Annotated in this window: 24 protein-coding genes; 4 read left to right on the top strand and 20 right to left on the bottom strand. The window is 60.4% G+C overall.

The annotated features are described in order from the left end of the window. Positions 1-43 precede the first annotated feature (43 nt). From AC07W4_RS09225 to AC07W4_RS09165, 13 genes are all read right to left on the bottom strand, one after another. Entirely contained in the window at positions 44-670 is a 627-nt protein-coding gene (locus tag AC07W4_RS09225; protein ID WP_008045390.1) for a class I SAM-dependent methyltransferase, read from the bottom strand. 211 nt (positions 671-881) lie between these two features. Next, positions 882-1,238 (bottom strand): DUF6124 family protein, encoded by a 357-nt coding sequence (locus AC07W4_RS09220; protein WP_495032221.1) that lies wholly within the window; start codon positions 1,236-1,238, stop codon positions 882-884. A 362-nt stretch (positions 1,239-1,600) separates the two neighbouring features. Next, the gene (locus tag AC07W4_RS09215; RefSeq protein WP_056726941.1) at positions 1,601-2,245 is read right to left on the bottom strand and encodes a methionine ABC transporter permease; all 645 of its coding nucleotides are present in this window, start codon (positions 2,243-2,245) and stop codon (positions 1,601-1,603) included. Then, complete coding sequence (locus AC07W4_RS09210) at positions 2,235-3,356, bottom strand: methionine ABC transporter ATP-binding protein (RefSeq protein ID WP_495032220.1); 1,122 nt, start codon at positions 3,354-3,356, stop codon at positions 2,235-2,237. Before AC07W4_RS09210 ends, AC07W4_RS09215 begins: the two co-directional genes overlap by 11 nt. 2 nt (positions 3,357-3,358) lie before the next feature. Then, positions 3,359-4,168 carry a MetQ/NlpA family ABC transporter substrate-binding protein gene (locus AC07W4_RS09205; protein WP_008045386.1) on the bottom strand — a complete coding sequence of 270 codons (810 nt, stop codon included), beginning with the start codon at positions 4,166-4,168 and terminating at the stop codon, positions 3,359-3,361. A 119-nt stretch (positions 4,169-4,287) separates the two neighbouring features. Beyond that, positions 4,288-5,640, bottom strand: a complete 1,353-nt coding sequence (locus AC07W4_RS09200; protein WP_495032219.1) for an LLM class flavin-dependent oxidoreductase — start codon at positions 5,638-5,640, stop codon at positions 4,288-4,290. Continuing rightward, the gene (locus AC07W4_RS09195) at positions 5,641-6,834 is read right to left on the bottom strand and encodes an SfnB family sulfur acquisition oxidoreductase (protein WP_495032218.1); all 1,194 of its coding nucleotides are present in this window, start codon (positions 6,832-6,834) and stop codon (positions 5,641-5,643) included. Positions 6,835-6,872: 38 nt separating this feature from the next. After that, positions 6,873-8,105 (bottom strand): SfnB family sulfur acquisition oxidoreductase, encoded by a 1,233-nt coding sequence (locus AC07W4_RS09190; RefSeq protein WP_495032217.1) that lies wholly within the window; start codon positions 8,103-8,105, stop codon positions 6,873-6,875. Positions 8,106-8,328: 223 nt separating this feature from the next. Next, positions 8,329-9,093, bottom strand: coding sequence for a hypothetical protein (locus AC07W4_RS09185; RefSeq protein ID WP_008045367.1), 765 nt, complete (start codon positions 9,091-9,093; stop codon positions 8,329-8,331). A 482-nt stretch (positions 9,094-9,575) separates the two neighbouring features. Then, positions 9,576-10,331, bottom strand: coding sequence for an L-cystine ABC transporter ATP-binding protein TcyN (gene tcyN, locus AC07W4_RS09180; RefSeq protein WP_495032216.1), 756 nt, complete (start codon positions 10,329-10,331; stop codon positions 9,576-9,578). 4 nt (positions 10,332-10,335) lie between these two features. Beyond that, on the bottom strand, positions 10,336-11,001 hold the full coding sequence (gene tcyL / locus AC07W4_RS09175) for a cystine ABC transporter permease (RefSeq protein WP_007972897.1): 666 nt from the start codon (positions 10,999-11,001) through the stop codon (positions 10,336-10,338). Then, complete coding sequence (gene tcyJ, locus AC07W4_RS09170; protein ID WP_008045363.1) at positions 11,001-11,801, bottom strand: cystine ABC transporter substrate-binding protein; 801 nt, start codon at positions 11,799-11,801, stop codon at positions 11,001-11,003. Before tcyJ ends, tcyL begins: the two co-directional genes overlap by 1 nt. Before the next feature lie 232 nt (positions 11,802-12,033). Then, a complete protein-coding gene (locus AC07W4_RS09165; RefSeq protein ID WP_495032215.1) occupies positions 12,034-13,026 on the bottom strand; it encodes a D-cysteine desulfhydrase in 993 nt (330 codons plus the stop codon). 194 nt (positions 13,027-13,220) lie between these two features. Between AC07W4_RS09165 and epsC the strand changes: the two genes are divergently transcribed. Further along, positions 13,221-14,147, top strand: coding sequence for a serine O-acetyltransferase EpsC (gene epsC / locus AC07W4_RS09160; RefSeq protein ID WP_008045359.1), 927 nt, complete (start codon positions 13,221-13,223; stop codon positions 14,145-14,147). Positions 14,148-14,526: 379 nt separating this feature from the next. Beyond that, positions 14,527-16,482: a choline transporter BetT gene (gene betT / locus AC07W4_RS09155; protein ID WP_495032272.1), complete on the top strand. Its 1,956-nt coding sequence runs from the start codon at positions 14,527-14,529 to the stop codon at positions 16,480-16,482. Positions 16,483-16,491: 9 nt separating this feature from the next. On the opposite strand, the gene AC07W4_RS09150 is transcribed toward betT, so the two are convergent. Both AC07W4_RS09150 and AC07W4_RS09145 read right to left on the bottom strand, forming a co-directional pair. Continuing rightward, positions 16,492-16,752: a hypothetical protein gene (locus tag AC07W4_RS09150; protein ID WP_008045355.1), complete on the bottom strand. Its 261-nt coding sequence runs from the start codon at positions 16,750-16,752 to the stop codon at positions 16,492-16,494. Positions 16,753-16,817: 65 nt separating this feature from the next. Further along, on the bottom strand, positions 16,818-17,558 hold the full coding sequence (locus AC07W4_RS09145) for an SDR family oxidoreductase (protein ID WP_495032214.1): 741 nt from the start codon (positions 17,556-17,558) through the stop codon (positions 16,818-16,820). Between the two features lie 120 nt (positions 17,559-17,678). On the opposite strand from AC07W4_RS09145, the gene AC07W4_RS09140 reads away from it, so the two are divergent. Then, positions 17,679-18,569 carry a LysR family transcriptional regulator gene (locus AC07W4_RS09140; RefSeq protein ID WP_008045352.1) on the top strand — a complete coding sequence of 297 codons (891 nt, stop codon included), beginning with the start codon at positions 17,679-17,681 and terminating at the stop codon, positions 18,567-18,569. A gap of 134 nt (positions 18,570-18,703) precedes the next feature. Next, on the top strand, positions 18,704-19,741 hold the full coding sequence (mgrA, locus tag AC07W4_RS09135) for an L-glyceraldehyde 3-phosphate reductase (RefSeq protein ID WP_495032213.1): 1,038 nt from the start codon (positions 18,704-18,706) through the stop codon (positions 19,739-19,741). Between the two features lie 167 nt (positions 19,742-19,908). Here the strand turns inward: mgrA and tauD are convergent, their stop codons facing one another. The 5 genes from tauD to gshA form a co-directional block, all read right to left on the bottom strand. Beyond that, entirely contained in the window at positions 19,909-20,760 is an 852-nt protein-coding gene (tauD, locus tag AC07W4_RS09130) for a taurine dioxygenase (protein ID WP_495032212.1), read from the bottom strand. Between the two features lie 128 nt (positions 20,761-20,888). Continuing rightward, a complete protein-coding gene (tauC, locus tag AC07W4_RS09125; protein ID WP_495032211.1) occupies positions 20,889-21,722 on the bottom strand; it encodes a taurine ABC transporter permease TauC in 834 nt (277 codons plus the stop codon). Further along, the gene (gene tauB, locus AC07W4_RS09120) at positions 21,719-22,513 is read right to left on the bottom strand and encodes a taurine ABC transporter ATP-binding subunit (RefSeq protein ID WP_495032210.1); all 795 of its coding nucleotides are present in this window, start codon (positions 22,511-22,513) and stop codon (positions 21,719-21,721) included. The genes tauC and tauB overlap by 4 nt, the downstream gene beginning before the upstream one ends. A 15-nt stretch (positions 22,514-22,528) precedes the next feature. Next, on the bottom strand, positions 22,529-23,506 hold the full coding sequence (tauA, locus tag AC07W4_RS09115; protein ID WP_495032209.1) for a taurine ABC transporter substrate-binding protein: 978 nt from the start codon (positions 23,504-23,506) through the stop codon (positions 22,529-22,531). Positions 23,507-23,751: 245 nt separating this feature from the next. Further along, on the bottom strand, positions 23,752-25,335 hold the full coding sequence (gene gshA, locus AC07W4_RS09110) for a glutamate--cysteine ligase (protein WP_495032208.1): 1,584 nt from the start codon (positions 25,333-25,335) through the stop codon (positions 23,752-23,754). Between the last annotated feature and the right edge of the window lie 53 nt (positions 25,336-25,388).

The following is a 25,388-nucleotide window of genomic DNA, read 5'->3' as shown; positions in this document are numbered from 1 at the left end:
TGCCCGCGAAGGCGTCAGAACAAACGCTGCAAATTTGTCGGCATTACACCTTACGCCACACACTCGCCAACCAAGGCTGTTGCTCCCGCGGCAGCCCGGCCGGCCGGTAGTAATGTTCCAGCTCCACAAACCCTGCCTCGATCAACAAATGCTGCCAGGCCGCCAGGTCGTGATACGACCCATAACGCGGCCCGTTCCAGCCTTCCTGATTCTCGCCACGGGGGTTGGAACTGAACAACACTCCACCCGGTTTCAGCGCCCCCCACAACTGCTTCAACACCCGCGGTAATTCCTGACGCGGAACATGAAACAGCACCGCGTTGGCAAAGATTCCGTCGAAGCGCTCGGCCGGCAGATCAAGCTTCAGGAAGTCCTGCTGCCATACCTCGCAACCACTGTCCTCACGGGCCATCTGCGCGAATTTTTCCGAACCGTCGAGGCCGACAGCCTTGTGGCCCATACGGGTGAACGCCTGCAAATCACGCCCCGGCCCGCAGCCGAAATCGAGAATGTCGAAAGGCGCATCGCCCTGAATATGCCGCAACAGGGCATCAATGTTCTGGCTGACGTCGTGATCGCGGGTGCCTTCGCGGAAGTCTTCGGCCACTGCGTTGTAATGGCCCAGGGTGGTAGCGGTGATCTGTTCGAGGTCGTCGGGCGTCTGTTTCATCGTCGGGCTGCGCGGGCAATTGAGATTTGGCCAATATACGCCATCAAGTTGGGGGCTGCTTCGTCCGACCGCGGCCCGAGCCATTCGCGAGCAAGCCCGCTCCCACACTTAACCGCGTCGAACAAATGGTTTGTGTTCGCCAGAGACCAAGTGTGGGAGCGGGCTTGCTCGCGAAAGCTGCATCACTGACAACGGATTACTAAAGCCTGGCTCAACTTTTTTTCATCCCCAAACATTCAATGGAGTGATCCACCATCGCCTTGGCAATCTCCAGCAAATGCCAGATCGAAAACACCATCGCCCGGTCGGCCCCCTTGAGCCGATCGCCACATTGATACGCCGTGACCGAGGCACAACGCAGCAGATCGGCGACATAGAGTTGGGTGTCTTCGAAGCTCACGTCCTTGCTGACGTTGTAGAAGCGCATTTCATCGGGTGGTGCGGGTTGCTTGCCGGTGAGATAGAAATCAATGGCGCGGTACAGCGCGGAACGATCCCTGAGTGAATCGTCGGTGACGGTTTCGTTGGCGGGATTTTCGGGAGGTGGATCGGGAACGGATTTTTTCATGAGTGTTGCTCCTATTGCTGCATGGGAGCCATCACTTATCGCCCACTAAACGATTGGGTGGCGGCTGTACGCAGGTTAGTAGGCCGGTCAATAGGAAAACCGGTGCACCCGAAGGTGCCCCACGCACAGCCACCATATTCTGCATGCGGCAAAACTTGCCGGACATGAGCATGGAATCGCTATGCGCCTATTGTTCCGGGCTACTAAACCCGATCACTGATGAGCAGTGACGGACCGAGACTAGCCACCGGATTTGGCAGGCGCAAGCGAGCGAAATGATCTAGGAAACGTCCTGCAAAGGAAAGGGAACGGGCCTTCGGAATCGCTGATTTTCCTGTGCGAAATATCGCCGGGATCTTCACTTACCGCTTGTTCAACCCCCGCGCCAACCGATCCCCACCCAACTGAATCACAGCCACCACCGCCACCAGCAACACAATCACCGTCAACATGATCTGGCTATCAAAGCGCTGATACCCATACCGATAGGCAATGTCCCCCAGTCCACCGGCGCCAATCGCCCCGGCCATGGCCGACGAATTGATCATGGTGACCAAGGTGATGGTGAACCCGCCCACAATCCCCGGCAGCGCCTCAGGCAACAACACATGCCAAACGATGTGCCAGCGCCGGCAGCCCATGGCTTGCGCCGCTTCGATCAATCCATGATCGACCTCGCGCAAGCTGACTTCGGCAATGCGTGCAAAGAACGGCGTGGCCGCGATGGTCAGCGGCACCACGGCCGCCCACACGCCGTAGGTGGTGCCGACGATGAGCCGGGTGAACGGAATCAGCGCCACCATCAAAATCAGAAACGGAATCGAGCGGAACAAATTCACGAACGCGCCCAGTGCGCGGTTCAACGCCGGGGCTTCGTAGATGCCGCCCCTGGAGCTGGTGACCAGGATCACCGCCAGCGGGATGCCCGCCAACAGCGCGATCAACGACGACACGCCGACCATCAGGAACGTGTCGATGAAACCCTGCAGCAAGCGATCAAACCACATAGCCCAGCACCTCCACCTGTTGCGCCCATTGGCCGGCGCGTTGACGCAATTGCTCGGCACCGAGAGTCGAGCCGGTCACCGCCAGCAGCAGTTGCCCGAGGGCATGGCCCTGAATTCGTTCCACGCCGCCTTGCAGCAATCGCACACGGCCTCCGAGGGCGCTGAACAGTGCCGCCAGATCCGGTTCGTCGCGTTGGCTGCCGGTGAACTGCAGGCGCAGGACCACGGCATCGGCCAAGGATTCTGGCTGCGCCTGCAAACGGCTCTGCAGCTCTTTCGGCAATGCGTGTTGTAACGGCGCCAGCAATGTCTTGCTGACCTCATGTTGCGGATTGCCGAACACTTCCCACACCGGCCCTTGCTCGGCGATGCGCCCGTGTTCGAGCACGACCACGCGATCACAGATCTCACGGATCACCGCCATCTCGTGGGTGATCAGCACAATGGTCAGGCCCAGGCGCTGATTGATTTCGCGCAGCAGGCCGAGGATCGATTGCGTGGTTTCCGGGTCGAGCGCCGAGGTGGCTTCGTCGCACAGCAGAATTTCCGGGTCATGCACCAGCGCCCGGGCGATGCCCACGCGCTGTTTCTGCCCGCCGGACAACTGCGCCGGGTAAGCCTTGTGCTTGGCCTGCAAGCCCACCAGTTCCAGCAGTTCACGGACCTTCTGCTCCCGTTGTTCCCTGGGCACGCCGGCGACTTTCAGCGGTAGCTCGACGTTCTGCCAAACGGTCTTGGCCGACATCAGGTTGAAGTGCTGGAAGATCATGCCGATGCGCCGACGCAGCGCCACCAGGCGGTCTTCGTCGAACTCGCCGATGTCCACTTGATCGATCAGTACCCGACCACTGCTCGGCTGTTCCAGGCGATTGATGGTGCGGATCAGCGACGACTTGCCGGCGCCGCTGCGACCGATGATGCCGAACACTTCGCTGCGCTGGATCGCCAGGTCGATGCCGTGCAACGCGGCCACCGGACCTTGCTGGCCGTTGTAGGTTTTACCCAGGTTGATGAAGCGCACATGAGCACGATTGAGCTCGGGATGCAGCTCGGTTTGTTCAGCGCGTCGAGGCTCTGGAAGCTCCAGTCGCCGTTGGATGGCGGCGGTCATGTTCAGCTTTCCCAGCCGGCTTGATAGAGCTTGCCGTGAGCCTTATCCAGCGCGGCGCGCACAGCCGGTGAGTGCTGATAGATGTCGACGAACTTGATCAGGCGCGGGTCGGTTTTGCTCTTGGGCTGGATCACGAACTGAATCACGTACTCCTTGTGATCGAGGCCGTCGAACAGCAGCGCTGAGCCCGCATCGAAGGTTTTCGACAAGCGAATGTAGGCTGGGTAGCCCTGCACCAGATCGGCATCGTCATAGGCGCGTACCAGTTGCACGGCTTCGACCTGGAGGATCTTGATGTGCTTCGGGTTGGCGATGATGTCTTCTTCGGTGGCCTTGTAGCCGACGCCGGGCTTGAGGGTGATCAGTCCGGCCTTGGCCAGCAGCTGCAAGCCTCTACCGCTGTTGATCGGGTCGTTGGCGATGGCCACGCTGGCGCCTTGCGGCAGTTCGTCGAAGCTTTTGTATTTCTTCGAGTAGAGGCCGACGTTGTTGATGATCCCCGGCGCGAACGGTACCAGGTCGAAACCCGAGGCGGCCTTGGCGTTTTCCAGGAAGGGGATGTGCTGGAAGTAGTTCACGTCGATGTCGCCGGCGGCGAGGCTGACGTTCGGCGCGATCCAGTCGGTGAACTCCACCAGCTCGACTTTCAGGCCTTGTTTGGAGGCCTCTTCGACGGCCGCTTCAAGGGGAATGGCGAAGGCAGCGGTGGTACCGATTTTCAGCGGCGCGTCGGCGGCGAAAACCGCAGAGCTGAACAGGCCGAGGGCCAGGGCCAGTGCTTTGACTGGGTGAGAGAGGTAGTGCTTTTTCATGATGAGTAATCCAGTCAGTGCATTAATTTTTTGGTGTCTGGTGGGGCCTCTTCGCGAGCAAGCCCGCTCCCACATTTGGAATGCATTCCCCTGTGGGAGCGGGCTTGCTCGCGAAGCTTTTAGCGTCGGAAAGTCGAACCGATGTGTTGCTCAGGCAAAAACGCCCCTTCGCGAAACAGCTTTTGACGCAAGGTCCCGCTGTCATAAGCGGTCTTGTACGAGCCCCGCCACTGCAACTCGGGGATCACCAGTTCGATGAAATCCTCATAGCTTTCCGGCGTGACGATGCGGGTCAGGTTGAAGCCATCCAGCCCGGTTTCGGCGATCCAGGATTCCAGTTCATCCGCCACTTGTTGCGGTGAGCCGACCACGGTGATGTAACGCCCGCCGAGGGCGTGTTGCTCCAGCAGTTTGCGCCGGGTCCAGTCGTTGTTTTGCAGGTGCTTGGTGGCGGACTGGATCGCGTTGCTCTTCACGTACTGGATCGGCTCGTCGATTTCATATTGGGAAAAATCGATCCCGGTGGACGCCGAAAAGTGCGCCACGCCAGCCTCGGCACTGGCGTAGCTCAGGTACTCGGCGTGCTTGACCCAGGCCAGCTCTTCGGTGGCGCCGACGATCACGTTCAGGCCCATGAACACTTTGATGTCCTCGGGATTGCGCCCGGCTTCGACGGCGCTGGCGCGCACCTTGTCCACCTGGGCCTTGGTCGATGGTTTGTTCTGGCCACTGATGAACACGCACTCGGCATGTCGCCCGGCGAACAACAAGCCGCGATCCGAACTGCCGGCCTGGAACAGCACCGGTGTGCGCTGGGGCGAGGGTTCGCACAGGTGATAACCCTCGACCTGATAGAACTCGCCCTTGTGCTCGACCTTGTGCACTTTGTCCGGTTGCGCGTAGATCCGCTGCCGTGGATCGTTGAGCACAGCGCCGTTTTCCCAACTGCCTTCCAGGAGTTTGTAGAGCACCTCCAGGTACTCGTCGGCCTGGTCATAACGACGGTCATGCTCGACCTGTTCGCTCAGGCCCATGGCCTTGGCGGCGCTGTCGAGATAGCCGGTGACGATGTTCCAGCCGACTCGCCCACGGCTCAGGTGATCCAGTGTCGACAGGCGGCGGGCGAACAGATACGGCGCTTCGTAGGTGAGGTTGGCAGTCAGGCCGAAACCGAGGTTTTTCGTCACCGCGGCCATGGCCGACACCAGCAGCAACGGGTCGTTGACCGGCAACTGGATCGACTCTTTGAGCGGCACGTCCACCGAGTTCTGGTAGACGTCGTAGACCCCGACGATGTCGGCGATGAACAGGCCGTCAAACAACCCGCGCTCCAGCAGTTGCGCCAGTTCGATCCAGTATTCGATTGTGTTGTAGCGGGTGGACGTGTCGCGCGGGTGCGTCCACAAGCCATGGTTGATGTGCCCGATGCAGTTCATGTTGAACGCGTTGAGCAGGATCTTCTTCTTGGCCATTCAGATGGTCCCCCGCAGTGGCGGGTTTTCATCGTTGAGGTAGTAATTGCCGACGGCGTGGTACTTCCAGCGCACCGGGTCGTGCAGGGTGTGCACCCGGGCGTTGCGCCAGTGGCGGTCGAGGCCGTGTTCGATCAGGGTCGCCTGGCTGCCGGCCAATTCGAACAGCGTGCTGCCGGCGGCCAGGGAGATTTCGGTGCTCAGGGCGCGGGCTTCGGCGACGGCAATCGACGCGGCCGCGACGGTCTCGGCGTTCGCATCGGCCTGGGCCTGGTCGAGGTATTCACCGGCCCGCTCCAGCAGTGCCTCGGCGGCGTGCAGGCGAATGCTCAGGTGGCCGAAGCTCTTGAGGGTCAGTGGATCGTCCGTGGCTTTTTCGTGGGTGGCGTCGATCCACGGCCGGGTTTTGGTGCGCACGAAGTGCAGCGCATCTTCATACGCGGCGCGGGCGATGCCGGTGTCGATGGCGGCATGGAGAATCTGCGCCAGCGGGCCGACCGGGGTCGGGCGTTCGAAGGCGCTTTGAAAGGGGATGACATCTTCGGCCGCGACGTAGACATCTTCGAACACCACCGAACCGCTGCCGGTGGTGCGCTGACCGAAGCCGCTCCAGTCGTCAATTACGGTGAGGCCCTTGCTGTTGCGCGGGACGAACGCCAGTTGCTGCACGCCGTTTTCATCCACCACCGAGGTGGGAATGCGCTGGGCATAGATCGCGCCTGTGGCGTAGAACTTGCGACCATTGATGCGATAGCCGCTGCCATCGCGGGTCAGGCTGGTGATGCGATCGTGGGCGGTTTTGGTGCCGAGTTCGGCCAACGCATTGCCGAAGCGCTGGCCGGCCAGAACCTCGGCGTACAGGCGTTGCTTCCGCTCGTGGTTGCCGTTCACCCGCAGTACTTCGAGGGCATAGAAATGGTTCTGCGGAATCTGCCCCAGGGAGCCGTCGGCCCGGGCGATCAAGGCGATGACCTTGGCCAGGGTGACATTGGAAACACCGGCGCCGCCGTATTCCTTTGGCACGCTGATGCCCCACAGGCCCGAGCGGGAAAACACTTCCAGTTCCGGGTGTGGCAAGCGGCGCTCGCGATCGCGTGTGGCGCTGTCGCGTTTGAAGTCTTCGGCAAGGTCGCTGGCGACGATCAGGGCTTGTTCATCGCTGGTGATGACCGCGACGTGGTGAGAACTTGTCATGTGTTTCTCCAGAGCTCTGGCAAAAAGTGTTCTGGTCGTCAGATCCAGGAATGGCGATTAGGCAGCGTGCCGTTGAGGCGATAGGCGCCGATCGCGTGATACTTCCAGCGCACCGGATCGTGCAGGGTGTGCACCCGGGCGTTGCGCCAGTGTCGGTCGAGGTTGAATTCGGCGAGGGTCGCGCGGCTGCCGGCCAGTTCGAGCAGCTTTTCGCTGGTCAGCAACGAAATCTCGGTGGTCAGCACCTTGGCTTCGGCCACGGCAATCGAGGCGCGGGCGGCAGACTCGGCAGTGAGGGGGGCGGCGCTGACGTCATCGAGCACTTGCCCGGCCTTGCGCAGCAGCGCTTCGGCAGCGTGCAATTCGATTTTCAACCTGCCGATATCGGCGATCACGTACAGGTCATCACTGGCGCGCTCGACCTTGGCGTCGATCCACGGCCGTGCGCGGGTTTTCACGAAATCGATGGCGTCGTCGATGGCGCCCCGGGCGATACCGGCGTCGATGGCCGCTTGAATCAGTTGGGAGACGGCGCCCTGGATGTTCGGCGTGTCGTTGATCCGCCAGTTATCCACAACCAGTTCGGGATCGGCCTGCACGTTGTTGAGCAAAATCGTGCCACTGGCGGTGGTGCGCTGACCAAACCCGGACCAGTCATCGACGATGCGCAACCCCGGTGTACCGCGCCGGATGAACGCCAGCACTTGTTTGCCATCGTCGTTCAATGCCTTGACCGCAACCCAATGGGCGAACAGCGCACCAGTGGAATAGAACTTCTGGCCGTTGAGGACTCCGTCAGCGGTGATGCGCGCCTTCAGTTCCAGGGTATTTTTGGTGCCGCGTTCCGGCCCCGCATTGCCGATACGCCAGCCATCCAGGACGCTTTTGAACAGTTGTCTTTTCTGCGCTTCGGTGGCGCTGCCGAGGATCAGGTTAAGAATGCCGAACTGGTTTTGCGGGATCTGCCCAAGCGCCGGGTCGGCGGCGGAAATGATTGCGAAGACCTCGGCCAGGGTGACGAACGAAACCTGCGGGCCACCGTACTCGCGGGGGACGGAAATACTGCCCAGGCCGCTGCGGGTGAACTGTTCTATTTCAGACCATGGGAGCTTGCGCAACTGGTCACGCTTGGCTGCTTGCAGGCGGGCGACTTGCGCCAGTTCGTGGGCGGCCTTGATGGCTTGAGCATCGTTGCGCAGGACTTTTGCGGGCAACAACAGCGGGGCGATGTCCAGGTCACTCTGGACGTTTGCATCTGCCAGACTGGACATCAGTGCCGCTCCTTGGCTGCACGCAATGCCCTGGCGATCTGCACTGGGGTGATTGTGTTCCGGACCATATCTACCTCACATCTTATGGAAGCGCCGCTTGTGGCAGCGCATGAAATCAAGGATGTCCGGTGGTCCGGTGTATATACCCTAAACGCGTATAAATAATTTATGAACTAACTTTTAGGAATATAGATAGAAGGATGATTCCGTCGCAGACGTCTCTTTATCGTCTACGGGGTTCAGCAGCCTTGAGGGGCTGTTTCTTCGGGACTTTCAGATAAGGATTGGCGCAACCGATCTTCAGCGTGCGGGCCGGCGCCCAACGGGAGTTGTTGCCCACCCGATCGAGAATGCAGTACGTCACTTCCAGCCGCAGATCTTCGCCGGCTTCGAGGATGATGGCCGGCGGTATCCACACCTGGATCGGCTGACCTACATCGGTGGACTTGAGCCGTGGCAGATCCATGCGCACATCGCCCCAGCGCAGGGTGATTTCGTCGTCGACGGCCATGTTCAGGTACGGCTCGATGGTCAAGGGAACACCGCGTTTGACTTGGCTTGGATTGACCCCCTGACGGCGAATCGCCTCGGGAATGCTCACCGGTGCCAGGCACTGGTTTTCATCGCCGCACAGCGCCGAGGGCTGGCCGCCTGGACAGTCGAGTTTGATCTGCACGTGTTGACTGGCCGATACCGCCGGGCCCCGGCCAATCTGCATGACCCGGTAGTGAATGCGCGAGGTACCGTTGGTGACAAAACTCTCAGGCACCCGCAACTGCACCGGTCGGCCGACATCGCTGGCCGTCAGCACGCGGGAGGCCACGTAGCAGTTGTCCCAGAACAGTTCGATCAGGTCTCCTGCGTCCATGGCGGGGTAGGGCGCCACATCGATCAGCAGGTGCGCCGCGCAAGTGACGTTAATGCCGGTCTTGTTGGATTGCGCCAGGGTCGGGGCCGCAAGCCCGGATTTGTTCGAGGTGCTTTTCATGAAGTCTCCTTGAAGTCTTGCAACGAAGTCCGTTTCTGGGAAATCAAAAACTAAATATCGAACAGCAAAACCATTCATTACTTTTAATTGAAATAATGAGTCTGGCGGGAAGGGTGACGTTGTTCGGAGACTAGATAAGAGTCACGGGGAACTGGTGTCAATGAGATTTGTTAGTTGTGGGAGGGTGCGTGGTGTTATTCAGAAAGTTCCTACGGAGCCAAGTAAGTAAACCATGCTGGTGTGTCGAATTTGTCCGCTGAAAGTGGCCAGATCATGGCGACTTTTTGCTCGTGGTCGGCCAAGTGCCGGGAAAGGAGTTTGGTGGGGAGAGGGCGTTTAATTGTTGCGGTACATATATATGTACCGCGCGCGCGTACAAAATATGTATATCGAATAGAGGGTGGTTAGTTTGGTATTGATGAGGAATTTTTTGTGGGGTGTCACTTCCATCCATGGAAGGTGACTGTTGTTGAGCGGGTTTTTTAGTTGTGAGCGTTATTCAGGAACTTGCTCAGGAACTGTTTCGTCCGCTCTTCTTTCGGGTTGGCAAACAATGCCTTAGCTTCGCCTTGCTCGACGATCACACCCTTGTCGAAAAACACCACTCGGTTGGCCACGTCCCGGGCAAAGCCCATTTCGTGGGTAACGATCACCATGGTGCGCTTCTCTTCGGCCAGACCGCGGATGGTCGCCAGCACCTCGCCCACCAGTTCCGGGTCGAGGGCCGAGGTCGGCTCATCGAACAGGATCACTTCGGGCTCCATCGCCAGTGCCCGGGCAATCGCCACGCGCTGTTGCTGGCCACCGGAGAGGCGACGCGGGTAAGCGTCCTCCTTGCCCGCCAGACCGACCTTGGCCAACAGTTTTTTACCCAGGGCAACAGCGTCGTCGCGCGGTGTCTTCTTGACCACGATCGGGCCTTCGATGACGTTTTCCAGGGCGGTGCGATGGGGGAACAGGTTGAAGTTCTGGAACACGAAGCCCACATGCTGGCGCAAACGTCGCACCAGGCTCTGCTGCTGGTTCAGGGGGCGGCTGGTATCGACTTCGATATCGCCGACCTTGATCCGGCCGCTGGTGGGTTCTTCCAGGAAATTCAGGCAGCGCAGGAAGGTGGTCTTGCCTGAACCGCTGGGGCCGATGATCGCGACCACCTCGCCTTCCTTGACCTCAAGATCGATGCCATTGAGCACGACTTGACCCTTGAACTGCTTTGTCAGTTTTTCCACGACAATCATTGGGTCAGGACTCCTGGTCGTGCCGATTGACCCGCGCTTCCAACTGGTTCTGCAGGTGCGACAGCACCGTGGCCAGGACCCAGTAGATCAGTGCAGCGGCAAGATACATGGTGAAGATTTCGAAGGTACGGGCAGTGATCAGTTGTGCCTGGCGGAACAGCTCCGGCACCTGGATGGTAGCGGCCAGCGCGGTGTCCTTGACCAGCGAAATGAAGCTGTTGCCCAGCGGCGGCAAAGCCGTGCGCATCGCTTGCGGCAGGATGGCCCGGCGCAGGGTCTGCGCGCGGGTCATGCCGATACTGGCAGCGGCTTCCCACTGGCCGCGCTCGATGGAGCTGATCGCGGCACGCAGGATTTCACAGGCATAGGCGGCCATGTTCAGCGAGAAGCCGATCAGGGCTGCCGGCAGTGGATCAAGTTCCAGACCCAATTGCGGCAAGCCGTAATAGATCACGAACAGTTGCACCAGCAACGGCGTGCCGCGAAAGAACGACACGTAGATGCGGGCGATCCAGCTCACCAGTTTGAAGCGCGACAGACGCATCAGCGCCAGGCCGAACCCCATCACCAGGCCGAAGAACATCCCGCCCAGGCTCAAGATCACTGTGTAGTACGCGCCCTTGAGCAGAAAGGGCACGGAGTCCAGTGCGAGTTGAAAAGCTTCTTCCATTATTGAGTGACGTCAGCGTTGAAGTATTTTTCCGAGAGCTTTTTCAGGGTGCCATCGGCGCGCAGCTTGTCGATCGCCTTGTTCACCGCGGCCAGCAGTTCAGGCTCGCCTTTGCGCAGGGCAATGCCGGCTTCCTGACGGGAGAACGCGTCACCGGCGGCGGTGGTGTCCTTGGCTTTCTTGGCGTATTCCAGTGCAGCCAGACGGTCGATCAGAATGGCGTCGATACGGCCGACACGCAGGTCCTGGAACTTGGTCGGATCATCTTCGTAGGTGCGGACGTCAGCGGTCGGCACATTGGTTTTCACCCACTCTTCGTAGTTGGTGCCCAGGCCTACGCCGACTTTCTTGCCACCCAGGTCGGCAGCGGTCTTGATGTTCAGCTCGGCGGCCTTCTTGGTCAGCACCAGCGCCTGGATACCGGAAACGGTGTAAGGCTCGGAGAAGTCGTACTTCTTCTTGCGTTCTTCGGAGATGGTCACCTGGTTGATCACTGCGTCCAGGCGCTTGGATTCCAGGGCCGCGAGGATGCCGTCCCATTTGGTCGGTTGCAGTTTGACCTTGACGCCCAGCTCTTTGGCCAGGGCTTCGGAGAACTCGACTTCGAAGCCGGTCAGTTTGCCGTCGGCATCGACGAAACTGAACGGTGGGTAAGTGCCTTCCAGGCCGACGTTGATCACGCCTTTGTCCTTGATTTGTTGCAGTTGCTCACCGGCAACCGCCTGGCCAATCAGGCCGGCGCTCAGTGCCAGGCCCAGCGAACCCACCAGCAGATTGCGACGTAGTGCGGAAAAATTCATGACAAGCCCCTGTGTTTTCTTATGGAAGACGCTTTAGGAAAGTTGGCAAATTCGGGATTCGGACGACTGCGATATCCTGCCCTAAAGCAGCTTATGCGTCTCGCTGCAAATTCGCCTGCGGCGTGACTATAAGGTGACGCCGTTAGATAGGAAAATAATAAATATTCTATTTATTATTCTTTATTTGAATATTAATTCAAATACGTTCCCACGCGAACGCGGGAACGATCAGTCAGAGAAAGTCTTTGTAGGCAAACAACGCCGGTGCCCCGCCGGTGTGCAGGAAGATAATCGGACCTTCGTCGAAACGCTGACGCCCGATCCCGTCCAGCAAGCCCGCCATGGCCTTGCCAGTGTAGACCGGGTCCAGCAGCAAGCCTTCCTGACTCGCCAGCAGCTTCACCGCCGCCAGTGTGCCGGCATTCGGTTCGCCATAACGCGGGGCGAAATATTCATCCCACAACTCGACCTTGAAAGCCTCCGGCAGATTCACGCCCAGCAACTCGGCGGTGCGTTCGGCCAGGCCTTGAACCTTTGGCCGCTGATCTTCATCGCTGCGCGAAACCGTCACGCCGATCACTGGCAGATCCGGCAATGCTTCACTCAGGGCCAATGCCAGGCCGCTGTGGGTACCGGCGCTGCCCGAGGCCAGGACCACGGCGGCGAACTTCAGACCGGTGTCCTTGATCTGCCCGGCCAGTTCCAGCCCGGCGCGCACGTAACCCAGGGCGCCCAGCGCATTGGAGCCACCGATCGGCACCAGGTACGGCTTCTTGCCGTTGCTGCGCAGTCGGTTGGCCAGGGCTTGCAGTTGCTCGTCGGCGTTGTCGAGGTTTTCCACCAGTTCGACTTTGGCATCGAACAGGTCGAGCAGCAGGCGGTTGCCGTTGCCGGTGTAATTGATGTCGTCAGTACCCAGAGGATTTTCCAGAAGGGCTACGCAGCCCAGTCCCAACTTGGCGGCAATGGCGGCTGTCTGGCGCACGTGGTTCGATTGCAGCGCGCCCGCCGTGATCAAGGTGTCGGCACCCTGGGCCAAGGCATCGGCGGCCAGGTATTCGAGTTTGCGCAGCTTGTTGCCGCCCATTGCCAGCGGCGTCAGGTCATCGCGCTTGACGTACAGGTCGCGGCCCAGCCAGGTCGACAGGCGTTCGAGTTTTTCCAGGGCGGTGGGCTGACCGAGCAGGTCGAGGCGGTTAAAGCGGGCGAGCTGTTGTTTGATCATGAGTCCGTACTGGCGGTTGAAGATCTCAGGACTATAGGCACGCCAAAAAGTTGGGGCAACCGCCAATCGCTTATAGCCAATCGAACTGAGCACAGCATTATTGGTTCTTAATTTGCCTCGCGACCCTTGCCGTAAAGTAATCCCCGTCAGTGCGGCCAGACAGTCCGGCCGCCCGCCCATGAGGAGTTTTTACCGTGAGTGAGCGTTCCAGCCATTGGCAATTGCAGACCATCGTCAGCCAGCTGCGCACGGCACGTGAACAGTGGCGTGCACAAAACGGCCGGGCCAGCGGCGAGCAGGGCGGTCGCGAATTGCCGTCCCGCGCAGCCATGGCGGACATTCTCGAAGCCCTGTGCGGTGCGCTGTTCCCGATGCGACTGGGGCCGGTTGACCTGCGCGAAGAGAGCGAAGATTTCTACGTCGGCCACACCCTCGATGTGGCGCTGAATGCGCTGTTGGCCCAGGCGCGACTCGAATTGCGCTACGCCGCGCGCCACAGTGCCCAGGCCGAGACTGAAGTCGAAGCCAAAACCATCCAGATCATTCAGGACTTCGCCCTCGCTTTGCCCGGGTTGCGCAGCCTGTTGGACAGCGACGTGCTCGCGGCCTATCACGGTGACCCGGCGGCGCGCAGCGTCGATGAAGTGTTGTTGTGCTACCCGGGGATTCTGGCGGTGATTCACCATCGTCTGGCCCACCATTTGTATCGCGCCGGGTTGCCGCTGCTGGCGCGGATCAGCGCGGAAATCGCTCATTCGGCCACCGGCATCGACATTCACCCAGGTGCGCAGATCGGCCGCAGTTTCTTCATCGACCACGGGACGGGCGTGGTGATTGGCGAGACGGCAATCATCGGCGAGCGCGTGCGGATCTATCAGGCGGTGACCTTGGGCGCCAAGCGCTTCCCGGCGGACGAAGACGGTCAGCTGCAGAAAGGCCAGCCACGGCACCCGATTGTCGAGGATGACGTGGTGATTTATGCCGGGGCGACGATTCTGGGGCGGATCACCATCGGCCAGGGCTCAACCATTGGCGGTAACGTCTGGCTGACCCGCAGCGTACCGGCGGGCAGCAACCTGACCCAGGCGAATCTGCAGCATGATGATGGGGCGCAAAAATAAGATCCCTGTCGTAGGACCTGTATGACTTGTAGGAGCTGTCGAGTGCAACGAGGCTGCGATCTTTTCCAATGCACCGCAAAATCAAGATCAAAAGATCGCAGCCTCGTTGCACTCGACAGCTCCTACAGAACCCCGTAAATCCCGCGTAATACCCTCCCTTGAGCTAGCGTATTAACACTACCGCCGAGCCCTGCGATTAGTCCTTAGCCCCCTATCCATGTTTAACTTGAACGTTCATTCAAGTTAAACCGGCGGTTCGCTGCCCGCTCACAACAGGAGGCTTGCCTTTGCTGAGTCTGATTTCTACAGCCACGTTTTACCCCCTCGAGGTGCACCGAACATGAGTGCATCGTCCATCCCTCCAAGCGGCCTGATCCGCATGAATCCGCCGGTGTTCTGGTTCTCGGCGAGTTTCATCCTGTTGTTTGGTGTCGTTGTCATCGCCATGCCCGAGCAGGCCGGTGCCTGGTTGCTGGCGGCGCAAAACTGGGCGGCCAACACGGTCGGCTGGTATTACCTGCTGGCGATGACCCTGTATCTGGTCTTCGTGGTGGTCACCGCCTTGTCCGGCTACGGCAAGATCAAGCTCGGTGCCGACCACGACGAACCCGAATTCAGTTATTTGTCCTGGGCTGGCATGCTGTTCGCCGCCGGGATCAGCATCACCCTGTTTTTCTTCTGCGTGTCTGAGCCGCTGACCCACATGCTGCAACCGCCCCAAGGCGAGGCCGGTACGGCGGATGCGGCGCGCCAGGCGATGCAGATTCTGTTTCTGCACTGGGGTCTGCATGGCTGGGGCGTGTTCGCCTTTGTCGGCATGGCGCTGGCCTACTTCGCCTACCGGCATAACCTGCCACTGGCCCTGCGCTCGGCGCTGTATCCGCTGATCGGCAAGCGCATCAATGGCCCCATCGGCTACGCGGTGGATGGCTTCGGCATCATCGCCACGGTGTTCGGCCTGGGTGCCGATATGGGCTTCGGTGTGTTGCACCTCAACTCGGGCCTGGACTACCTGTTCGGCATCGCCCACACCCAATGGATTCAGGTTGGCCTGATCACCTTGATGATGGGCGCGGCGATCATCGTTGCGGTCTCCGGCGTCGACAAGGGCGTGCGGGTCATGTCCGACATCAACATGCTGCTGGCCTGTGCGCTGTTGCTGTTCGTGTTGTTCGCCGGCCCCACGCAGCACTTGCTCAACACCCTGATCCAGAACCTCGGCGACTACCTCGGCGCCTTGCCGATGAAGAGTTTCGACCTCTACGCCTACGACAAACCCAGCGAATGGCTGGGCGGCTGGACTGTGTTCTACTGGGCCTGGTGGATTGCATGGTCGCCGTTCGTGGGCTTGTTCATCGCACGGATTTCCCGTGGCCGCACCATTCGCGAGTTCGTCTTCGGCGTGCTGTTGATTCCGCTCGGCTTTACCCTGGCGTGGATGTCGATTTTCGGCAACAGCGCCATCGATCAAGTGCTCAACCACGGCATGAGTGCGCTCGGCATGTCGGCCATCGACAATCCGTCGATGACGCTCTACCTGCTGCTGGAAACCTACCCGTGGAGCAAAACCGTCATCGCGGTGACGGTGTTCATCAGCTTCGTGTTCTTCGTCACCTCCGCCGACTCCGGCACCGTGGTGCTGTCGACGCTGTCCGCCAAGGGCGGCAACCCGGATGAAGACGGGCCGAAATGGCTGCGGGTGTTCTGGGGTGCGATGACCGCATTGGTAACCAGTGCGCTGCTGTTTTCCGGCAGCATCGATGCGCTGAAGTCGGCGGTGGTCCTGACCTCGCTGCCGTTCTCGCTGATCCTGCTGTTGATGATGTGGGGGCTGCACAAGGCGTTTTATCTGGAGTCGCAGAAGCAGATCGCGCAGATGCATTCACTGGCACCGGTGTCCGGTTCACGGCGGGGCGGTTGGCGTCAGCGCCTGAGTCAGGCGGTGCATTTCCCGTCGCGGGATGAGGTCTATCGCTTCCTCGACACCACGGTGCGTCCGGCGATTGAAGAGGTGTCCGCGGTGTTCCGGGAAAAGGGTTTGCACGTGGTCATGCACCCGGACCCGGCCCATGACAGCGTCAGCCTGGAAATCGGTCATGGCGACCAGCATCCGTTCGTTTATCAGGTGCAGATGCGCGGCTATTTCACGCCATCGTTTGCCCGTGGCGGCATGGGTTCCAAGCAACTCAACAATCGCCGCTATTACCGGGCCGAAGTGCATTTGAGCGAGGGCAGTCAGGACTACGATCTGGTCGGCTACACCAAGGAGCAGATCATCAACGACATCCTCGACCAGTACGAACGGCACATGCAGTTCCTGCATCTGGTGCGTTGATCAAGGCCTTCATGTCTCGGTGGTCAGCACCATGAACAACACCAGCGCCGCCACCGGGACACCGAACACGGCGCTGCCGACCACCAGTTCGGTGCTCAATGGCTGGCCGGCATGCACAATGCCGACTGCGCCGTTGATCAGCGTCAGCGCCAGCCACAGCAGGATAAAACCGTAGGCCAGGGTCTGGCGGGTGAAGCCGATTTTCTCGCCGATGTAGAGCATCAGCGCCAGGAGGATCAGGCCGAAGGTGATGATGATGGTGGTGTGCATGGTGTGTGCTTCCGCTGGATTTTTTTGCCTGACAAACCGCTATCGCGGTGTCTGTCTGAGCATAGTTAAACCAATCCACCATTGACCCGCAAAACCTGCCCGTTGACCCACGCCGAATCCGGTCCGACGAGGAAGGACACGACTCGGGCAATATCCTGCGGCTGACCGAGACGCTCCAGCGGCGCCATCTTCGCGAAATTCTGAATCTGCTCCTCACTCTTGCCGTGCAAAAACAACTCAGTCGCCACCGGCCCGGGTGCCACCGCATTGACGGTGATGTTGCGCCCGCGCATTTCCTTGGCGAATACCCGGGTCAGGGATTCCACTGCCGCTTTGCTGGCGATGTACACCGCATAGCCCGGCAGGTTCATGCCGACAGTGCTGCTGGAGAAGTTGATGATCCGGCCACCGCTGTTCAGGCGGGTCGCCGCTTCACGCAGGGTATTGAAGGTACCGCGAGCGTGGATGTTGAAGTTCTGCTCGAACAGCTCGTCGCTGTGTTGCGCCAGTGGCAGCACTTTGAGGATGCCGGCGTTGTTCACCAACACATCGACATTGCCCAGTTGGGTTTCTGTCTCGTCGAACATCCGGCGCACGTCGTCGGCATTGGCCACATCGGCCTTGATCGCTATGGCCTGGTGGCCGGCCTGACGCAGCTCCACCACCAGTCTGGAGGCTTCGGTGGCGCTGCTGGCGTAGTTGATGGCAACGGCGAAACCTTCGCTGGCCAATTGTTTGGCGATGACCGCGCCGATGCCGCGGGAGGCGCCGGTCACTATGGCAACTTTCGGAGTTTGATGAGTCATGTTGGTGTTCCTGTCGATGGGGTGTGAAGCCAATTTCACATGTTTACTCAGGCCGATAAATGCACGAGAGTTGCCTTGACTGTTCAATAATCGCCAACAATCGAGTGCCTGGAGTGAGCTGTGGACCAAGTCAAAGCGATGAAGATTTTTGTGCGGATCTACGAGCGCAGCAGCTTCACGCAGGCTGCCGATGACCTGAACCTGCCACGCGCAACACTGACCCACACCTTGAATCAGTTCGAGGCCTGGCTCGGTACGCGTTTGTTGGAGCGCAGCACGCGTAAAGTGCGTCCGACGCTGGATGGCGAGGCCTACTACCTGCGTTGCGTGCAACTGCTGGCAGAGCTGGAAGAAGCGGAATTGGCGTTTCGCGGTGTGGCACCGAAGGGGCGGCTGCGGGTGGACTTGCACGGGACATTGGCCAAGCACTTCGTGATCCCGGCATTGCCGCAATTCATGGCGCGTTATCCCGACATCGACCTGTCGATCAGCGAGGCTGACCGCCAGGTCGACCTGATCACTGAAGGTATCGATTGCGTGTTGCGCGCAGGAACATTGGGCGACTCCACGCTGATCGGCAAGCGTATTGCCAACCTGCGTCAGATCACCTGCGCCAGCCCCGCCTATTTGCGCAAATACGGCGAACCGAAAAGCCTTGCCGACCTGAGCCGGCACCGTGCGGTGAACTACGTTTCGCGCACGACGGCCAGGTTGTTCCCGTTTGAATTCATGGTGGACGGTGAAGTCAAGGAGGTGGCCATCGACGGTGCGGTCTCGGTGTTCGGCGCAGAAATCTACGCCGCCTCGGCGATTGCCGGGCTGGGCCTGATCCAGTGCCCGCACTACCGGATGGAAACGCAGATTTCCCAAGGCCTGGTGCAGGAAGTCCTCGTCGACACACCACCGCCATCGATGCCGGTTTCGGTGCTGTACCCGCACAACCGACACATGTCGCCCAGGGTCCGGGTGTTTGTGGACTGGTTGGGGGAGGTGTTTTCGGGGGCACGGTAGATTGTTGGCAGGGAAATATCTGAAACGTTTCAGCCATTAGTCGAATCCGGGGTTTTCTGGCGTTTGTCCGGGCGTATGCTGGGCGACTGGCGAAGCAGTCGATACCAGATTCAAGACCGACAAGAGAGGATTCGATGACTTACACCGCTGCGGAAAACCGCTACGACTCCATACCCTACCGCCGCGTGGGCCGCAGCGGCCTGGTGCTGCCGGCACTGTCGCTGGGCCTGTGGCACAACTTCGGCGACAGCACGCCGATCGATACCCAGCGCGCGTTGTTGCGCACGGCATTCGACCTGGGCATCAACCACTTCGACCTGGCCAACAACTACGGCCCGCCGTACGGCAGCGCGGAGATCAACTTCGGCCGTTTACTGCGTGAAGACTTCAAGCAGTACCGCGACGAACTGATCATTTCCAGCAAGGCCGGTTGGGACATGTGGCCCGGCCCTTACGGACAGGGCGGCGGTTCGCGCAAGTACGTGCTGGCCAGCCTCGACCAGAGCCTGCAACGCCTGGGCGTGGACTACGTCGACATCTTTTACTCCCACCGTTTTGATCCGGATACCCCGCTGGAAGAAACCGCCAGCGCACTCGCGACTGCGGTGCAGCAGGGCAAGGCGTTGTACATCGGCATCTCTTCGTACTCCGGGGTGAAAACCCGCGAAATGGCGGCGTTGCTCAAAGAGTGGAAAGTGCCTCTGCTGATTCACCAGCCGGCCTACAACCTGCTCAATCGCTGGGTGGAAAAAGACCTGCTGGACACCACCGACGAACTCGGCACCGGTGTGATCGCCTTCACCCCGCTGGCCCAGGGCTTGCTGACCGACAAATACCTCAACGGCGTACCGGCGGATGCACGGGTCAACCGTCCGGGCGGTGGTTCGTTGCAGGCATCGCATTTGTCCGAGGCCAACATTGCCCAGGTGCGGGCACTCAACGAAATCGCCAGGCGTCGTGGCCAGAGCCTGGCGCAACTGGCGCTGGCGTGGACCCTGCGCGATCCTCGGGTCACTTCGGCATTGATTGGCGCGAGCCGGCCGGAGCAGATCATCGAGAATGTCGGGGCGTTGAAGAACCTGAGCTTCAGTGCGCAGGAGCTGGCGGAAATTGACCGGTTTGCCCAGGAGGGCGGGATCAATCTTTGGGAGAAGCCTTCGACTGCGGAGTAAGTGATCGGCACGGGATTTTTGATGCCTGTTCTGGTCTCTTCGCGGGCAAGTCGGATCGCCGCACCGCCGCTCCCACAGTACCCGTGTCGTACACAAATCCTGTGAACACCGCTGAACCTGTGGGAGCGGGCTTGCCCGCGAAGAGGCCAGAACAGGCAATGAAGATGTCAGGGACTCACCGAAAAAAACGGCACATCCCCCAACACCGTCGCCCGCTGCATCACCCGCCGCGCCGGCCGGTAATCGTCCACCGCGTAATGCTGGGTCACGCGGTTGTCCCAGAATGCAATGTCATCCTGCTGCCAACGCCAACGAATGGTGAATTCCGGCCGCGTCGAATGGGCAAACAGGAACTTCAGAATCGCCTCGTTCTCGGTTTCCGACAGTTCGTTGATCTTCGAGGTGAAGCCTTCGTTGACGAACAGCGAGCGGCGCCCGCTGACCGGGTGCGTGCGGATCACCGGGTGCGACAGCGGCGGATTCTTGCGCCGTGCTTCTTCCCATTGGGCCAGCGCCTCTGGCGTGTTGCCGTAGCGTTCCAGCGGAAACGAACGGGTGAAATCGTGGGTGGCGGTCAGGCCTTCGAGCAAGGTTTTCAGCGGCGCAGACAGGGCCTCGTACGCGGCAATCCCGCTGGCCCATAACGTGTCGCCGCCAAACTCCGGCAGCAACTTGGCGCTGAGCACCGCACCCATGGCCGGGGTCGGCAGGAAGGTCACGTCGGTGTGCCAGATCGCGTTGTCGCGCACGTCGGTGACGGCGGTGTCGAGGATCAGCACTTCGGGTTGCTCCGGCACATTCGGGTAGATCGGGTGAATGTGCAGGTCGCCGAAATTGGCGGCGAATCGCGCCTGTTGCTGTGGTGTGATCGGCTGGTCGCGAAAGAACAGGACCTGATACTGAAGCAGGGCCTGCTCGATGGCATCGCGTTGTTCCAGGTTCAGCGGCTGGCTGATGTCGATGCCGCTGATCTGTGCACCGAGGGCCGAGCTTAAAGGGGTGATGGTCAACTCGCTCATGGTTGTTCTCTTCAATTCGGGTGCGCTTTTTGTGGGAGCGGGCTTGCTCGCGAAAGCGGTGTGTCAGTCTCAATAAAGTCGCCTGACACTCTGCATTCGCGAGCAAGCCCGCTCCCACATTTATGATTTCAGTGGGCCTGGCCGTGCCACGGCACCAGTTTGCGCTGCAATTTGCGCAGGCCCATTTCCATCGCGAAAGCGATCAGTGCAATCACCAGAATCCCCAGTACCACCACATCGGTGACCAGAAACTGCGCGGCCGATTGCACCATGAAGCCCAGGCCGCTGGTGGCGGCGATCAATTCGGCGGCGACCAGCGTCGACCAACCCACGCCGAGGCCAATGCGCACACCGGTCAGAATGTCCGGCAAGGCACTGGGCAAGATCACGTGGCGAATCAACTGCACGCGCGTTGCGCCCAGCGACTGCGCGGCGCGCAATTTGGCCGGGTCGACCGTGCGCACACCGGTGGCGGTGGCGATGGCAATCGGAGCGAAGATCGCGAGGTAGATCAGCAGCACTTTTGACAACTCACCGATGCCGCACCAGATCACGATCAGCGGCAGATAAGCCAACGGCGGAATCGGCCGGTAGAACTCGATCAGCGGATCGAGCACACCACGGGCGATACGGTTGGCGCCGATGGCGATTCCCACCGGCACGGCGGTGAGAATCGCAAAGCCGAGGCCCAGGCCGATGCGGCTCAGGCTCGCGCCGAGGTGCTGCCACAGGGTTGAATCCATGTAACCCGAGGTCGCCAACAGCCAGCCTTTTTGCAGCACGGCGGACGGTGGTGGCAGGAACAGCGGCTCGATCAAGCCGGTCGCCGTCACGGCCCACCAAACAGCAACGAGAACGACCAGTGTCAGCACACTGATCCATCGAGTGCTCAAACGGCGACTTGCCGGAATCACGACTGAGCCTGGTGTTATCGCTGTGACGGGAATTTCGTAGCTGCTCATGCGCGCTCCTGCCGCTGGGCGGCGCTGCGTTGGGAGAACACTTTGGCGAGTACGTGTTCGCGGGTTTCGATAAAACCCGGGTCGGACTTGATCGAGCGGGCCGACTCGCCGGCGGCATAACGCTGACCGAAATCGAGGCTCAGACGCTCGACGATTTGCCCTGGGTTGGGCGCCAACAGAATCAGGTCGGTGGCGAGGAACACGGCTTCTTCGATGTCGTGGGTAATCAGGAATACCGGTTTGGCGGTGCGTTGCCAGACTTGCAGCAACAGTTCCTGCATCTGCTCGCGAGTAAAGGCGTCGAGGGCGCCGAAAGGTTCGTCCATTAGCAACACGCGTGGATCGGCGGCGAGGGCGCGGGCCAGGCCGACACGCTGCTTCTGGCCGCCCGAAAGCTGCCAGATGCGGCGTTGTTCAAAGCCTGAAAGGTCGACCAGGGCAAGCATTTCCCGGGCGCGAGCTTCGCGCTTGTTCCGGGCGATACCGGCCAGTTCAAGGCCGAAGCCGACATTGGCCAGCACGTCTTGCCATGGCAGCAGCGCGTCGTCCTGGAACACCACGCCGCGCTCGGCACTCGGGCCTTTGACGGTCACGCCGTCGAGGGTGATGCGTCCGGCGCTGGGCTCGACGAAACCGGCAATCAGGTTCAACAGCGAAGTCTTGCCACTGCCGGACGGGCCGAGGGCGACCAGCAATTGCCGGGGCCCCAGGCTCAGGGAGATATCCGCCAACACCGATTCCGGGTTGCCGGGGTACTGTGCGCTGATGCGCTCCAGCTCAAGCAAAGCCATCGCATTGACTCCCGATCAGTTGGTGATGAACTTGGCGCTGACGTACGGCGCGTAGTCCGGCAGTACCGCCTCGACCTTGCCTTGTTCCTTGAGGAACGCCGCGGTGTCGGTGATGGCTTTGGTGGTCGGCGCGCCGAGGGTGAGCACCTGGTCAGCCGCCAGCGGGTAGACGTTGCCTTGCAGCAGCAATGGAATGTCGCCGGCCTTGGCGCCAGACAGTTTTACAAGCTTGTCGACGTTGCCCTGGTTGGCGAGCCAGGCTTGCGGGTCTTTGCGGTAATCGGCGTAGGCGTCCAGGGTCACTTTGGCGAACGCGGTGACGATCCCCGGGTGCTTCTCGGCGAAATCCTTGCGCACGATCCAGGCATCGAATGTCGGTGCGCCGAACTTGGCCAGCTCGCCGGAGGTGATCAGTACCTTGCCGTTTTCCTTGGCGACCCCCAGGGCCGGATCCCACACGTACGTGGCGTCGATGTCACCGCGCTTCCAGGCGGCAATGATCGCGGGCGGAGCCAGGTTGAGGACGGTCACTTTCGATGGATCGATGTTCCAGTGCTTCAGCGCGGCCAGCAGGCTGTAGTGGCCGGTGGATACAAACGGCACGGCGATTTTCTTGCCGATCAGGTCTTGCGGGGTCTTGATCCCGGAACCGTCCCGGGCGACCAAGGCTTCGGCGGCACCGATCTGGGTGGCGATGAGGAAAGTTTCCACTGGGACTTTGCGGGTGATCGCGGCGGTCAGGGGGCTGGAGCCGAGATAGCCGATCTGCACGTCGCCGGAGGCGATGGCGGCGATGATATCGGCACCGTTGTCGAATTTACGCCAGCTGATATCGGCCTTGGTGGCCTTTTCGTAAGCGCCGTCAGCCTGGGCGACTTTCGCCGGGTCAACGGTGGTCTGGTAGGCGACGGTGAAGTCGGCCGCCTGGGCAAAAAAGCTCGCGGTAGCCAAGGACGCGGCCGCCAGCAAGCGTAGAGGGAAAGTCAGTTTCATCAGAAAGCTCCTTGTCAGGCGACCGAGTGTCGGCGTGAGAAAGAGACTAAATGATCTAAGAATTCGAAAATAAATAACTTTTTAGAATTAGCTTATGAGAGGAAAACTCTGGGGGAGCGCAGCCGATCATTCCCTTTGTGGGAGCGGGCTTGCTCGCGAAAGCGGTATGTCAGTCACAGTAAAGTCGCCTGACACTCTGCATTCGCGAGCAAGCCCGCTCCCACACAGGAACCTGTATTTGACGCTTAGTTGCTGATAGCCAGAATGCTCGCCTGGTACGCCCCGACGAACACATCGAAATCACCGACTTCGTTCTGCTCCAGCTCAGCCTGCTCAGCCAGCGACGAACGCGCCCGCTCTTCAAACTTCACTTGTTCCTCCGGCGCCAACGGCTCGCTGCGGAAGAACTCGGCATGGGCCTGGCTCTGGCGCAGGGAGAACCGGGCGAAGCTTTCCTTGTGTTCGGCCATCGCTGCCAATACCTGGGCCGACGGCGTCAGGGACGGGTCCTGGACCTTGGCCATCTGGGCGTCCAGCGCCTTGCTGTGGGCATCACCGCCATGGCTCTGGTCGAGCATCGCCGCCAGAGGCGCGATTTTTTCCAGTAGCTCGCCGGCCCATTCCTTCAGGTCAACCGGCTGGCCATCCCGTTGCAGTTGCAGGCCCGGACGACGACCTTCCTTGACCACGCTGAGGAAGTTCGAGGTCGCGTTGCCGCAACTGGTGTTGGTCAGCAGCGGGCTGTCATTGAGCGCGCAGTACAGCAGGAACGCATCGAGGAAGCGCGACTCGGCAAGGTCGATGCCCATCGGCAGGAACGGGTTGATGTCCAGGCAGCGTACTTCGACGTACTGAATGCCACGGGCCATCAGCGCCTGGATAGGGCGCTCGCCGGTGTAGGTCACGCGTTTCGGGCGGATGTTGGAGTAGTACTCGTTTTCGATCTGCAGAATGTTGGTGTTGAGCTGTACCCACTCGCCATCCTGGTGGGTGCCGACTTCGACGTACGGCGCATACGGCGTGGCCACCGCTTTGCGCAGGCTGTCGGTGTAGCTGTTCAGATCGTTGTAGCACGGCGTCAGGCCGGCCTGGGCGTTGCTCTGGTAACCCAGGTCGCTCATGCGCAGGCTGGTGGCGTACGGCAGGTACAAGGTCTGCGGGTCCAGTTGTTCCAACTGGTGCGAACGACCGCGCAGGAAGCCGGCGTCCAGTGCGGGTGAAGCACCGAACAGGTACATCAGCAGCCAGCTGTAGCGGCGGAAGTTGCGAATCAGCGCGATGTAGGACGACGACTGGAAGTCGCGGTCGGTGCCGACAAAGCCTTCGGCTTCCTTGAGCAACGGCCAGAGTTTTTCCGGCAGGGAAAAGTTGTAGTGGATGCCGGCAATGCATTGCATGGTCTTGCCGTAACGCAGGGCCAGGCCCTTGCGGTAGACGTACTTGAGCTGCCCGATATTGGACGTGCCGTAATAGGCGATCGGGATATCTTCCTCGGCCGGCAACGGGCACGGCATCGATGGGCTCCACAGGTACTCGTTGCCGAGCTTGCTGTATGCAAAGCGGTGAATGCTGTCCAGACTCGCCAGCGTATCGGCAGGATCGGGCAGGGCCGGGGTGATGAACTCCAGCAGCGACTCGGAATAGTCGGTGGTGATCTGTTCATTGGTCAGCGCGGAACCCAATTCTTCCGGGTGCGGCGTTTGCGCCAGGCGACCTTCATCGGTCACGCGCAGGCATTCACGTTCGATGCCGTGAAGGCACTGTTCGAGCAGAGAGAGGTTAGCGCGCTCGCCGAGCAGAGCCAGGCGGCGGTTGAGAAGTTCGCTCAAGTTGGATTCCTTCACGCGTCAGTCGCCCCAATATGGGGGTGGGCAAGACGGTC

This window comes from Pseudomonas sp. GW821-FHT02A08, from assembly GCF_059422045.1.
This window is presented reverse-complemented; position numbering and strand designations above follow the sequence as displayed.

Coding starts and splice junctions, on each gene's coding strand:
- AC07W4_RS09215 (WP_056726941.1), bottom strand. CDS start 2,245: ATGTGGTTTGATCGCTTGCTGCAGGGTTTCATCGACACGTTCCTGATG.
- tcyJ (WP_008045363.1), bottom strand. CDS start 11,801: ATGAATTTTTCCGCACTACGTCGCAATCTGCTGGTGGGTTCGCTGGGC.
- AC07W4_RS09210 (WP_495032220.1), bottom strand. CDS start 3,356: ATGACCGCCGCCATCCAACGGCGACTGGAGCTTCCAGAGCCTCGACGC.
- tauD (WP_495032212.1), bottom strand. CDS start 20,760: ATGAGCGAGTTGACCATCACCCCTTTAAGCTCGGCCCTCGGTGCACAG.
- mgrA (WP_495032213.1), top strand. CDS start 18,704: ATGACTTACACCGCTGCGGAAAACCGCTACGACTCCATACCCTACCGC.
- tauC (WP_495032211.1), bottom strand. CDS start 21,722: ATGAGCAGCTACGAAATTCCCGTCACAGCGATAACACCAGGCTCAGTC.
- AC07W4_RS09205 (WP_008045386.1), bottom strand. CDS start 4,168: ATGAAAAAGCACTACCTCTCTCACCCAGTCAAAGCACTGGCCCTGGCC.
- AC07W4_RS09190 (WP_495032217.1), bottom strand. CDS start 8,105: ATGTCCAGTCTGGCAGATGCAAACGTCCAGAGTGACCTGGACATCGCC.
- AC07W4_RS09185 (WP_008045367.1), bottom strand. CDS start 9,093: ATGAAAAGCACCTCGAACAAATCCGGGCTTGCGGCCCCGACCCTGGCG.
- AC07W4_RS09225 (WP_008045390.1), bottom strand. CDS start 670: ATGAAACAGACGCCCGACGACCTCGAACAGATCACCGCTACCACCCTG.
- betT (WP_495032272.1), top strand. CDS start 14,527: ATGAATCCGCCGGTGTTCTGGTTCTCGGCGAGTTTCATCCTGTTGTTT.
- AC07W4_RS09150 (WP_008045355.1), bottom strand. CDS start 16,752: ATGCACACCACCATCATCATCACCTTCGGCCTGATCCTCCTGGCGCTG.
- tcyN (WP_495032216.1), bottom strand. CDS start 10,331: ATGATTGTCGTGGAAAAACTGACAAAGCAGTTCAAGGGTCAAGTCGTG.
- AC07W4_RS09145 (WP_495032214.1), bottom strand. CDS start 17,558: ATGACTCATCAAACTCCGAAAGTTGCCATAGTGACCGGCGCCTCCCGC.
- tauB (WP_495032210.1), bottom strand. CDS start 22,513: ATGGCTTTGCTTGAGCTGGAGCGCATCAGCGCACAGTACCCCGGCAAC.
- AC07W4_RS09165 (WP_495032215.1), bottom strand. CDS start 13,026: ATGATCAAACAACAGCTCGCCCGCTTTAACCGCCTCGACCTGCTCGGT.
- tcyL (WP_007972897.1), bottom strand. CDS start 11,001: ATGGAAGAAGCTTTTCAACTCGCACTGGACTCCGTGCCCTTTCTGCTC.
- AC07W4_RS09220 (WP_495032221.1), bottom strand. CDS start 1,238: ATGAAAAAATCCGTTCCCGATCCACCTCCCGAAAATCCCGCCAACGAA.
- tauA (WP_495032209.1), bottom strand. CDS start 23,506: ATGAAACTGACTTTCCCTCTACGCTTGCTGGCGGCCGCGTCCTTGGCT.
- AC07W4_RS09195 (WP_495032218.1), bottom strand. CDS start 6,834: ATGACAAGTTCTCACCACGTCGCGGTCATCACCAGCGATGAACAAGCC.
- AC07W4_RS09200 (WP_495032219.1), bottom strand. CDS start 5,640: ATGGCCAAGAAGAAGATCCTGCTCAACGCGTTCAACATGAACTGCATC.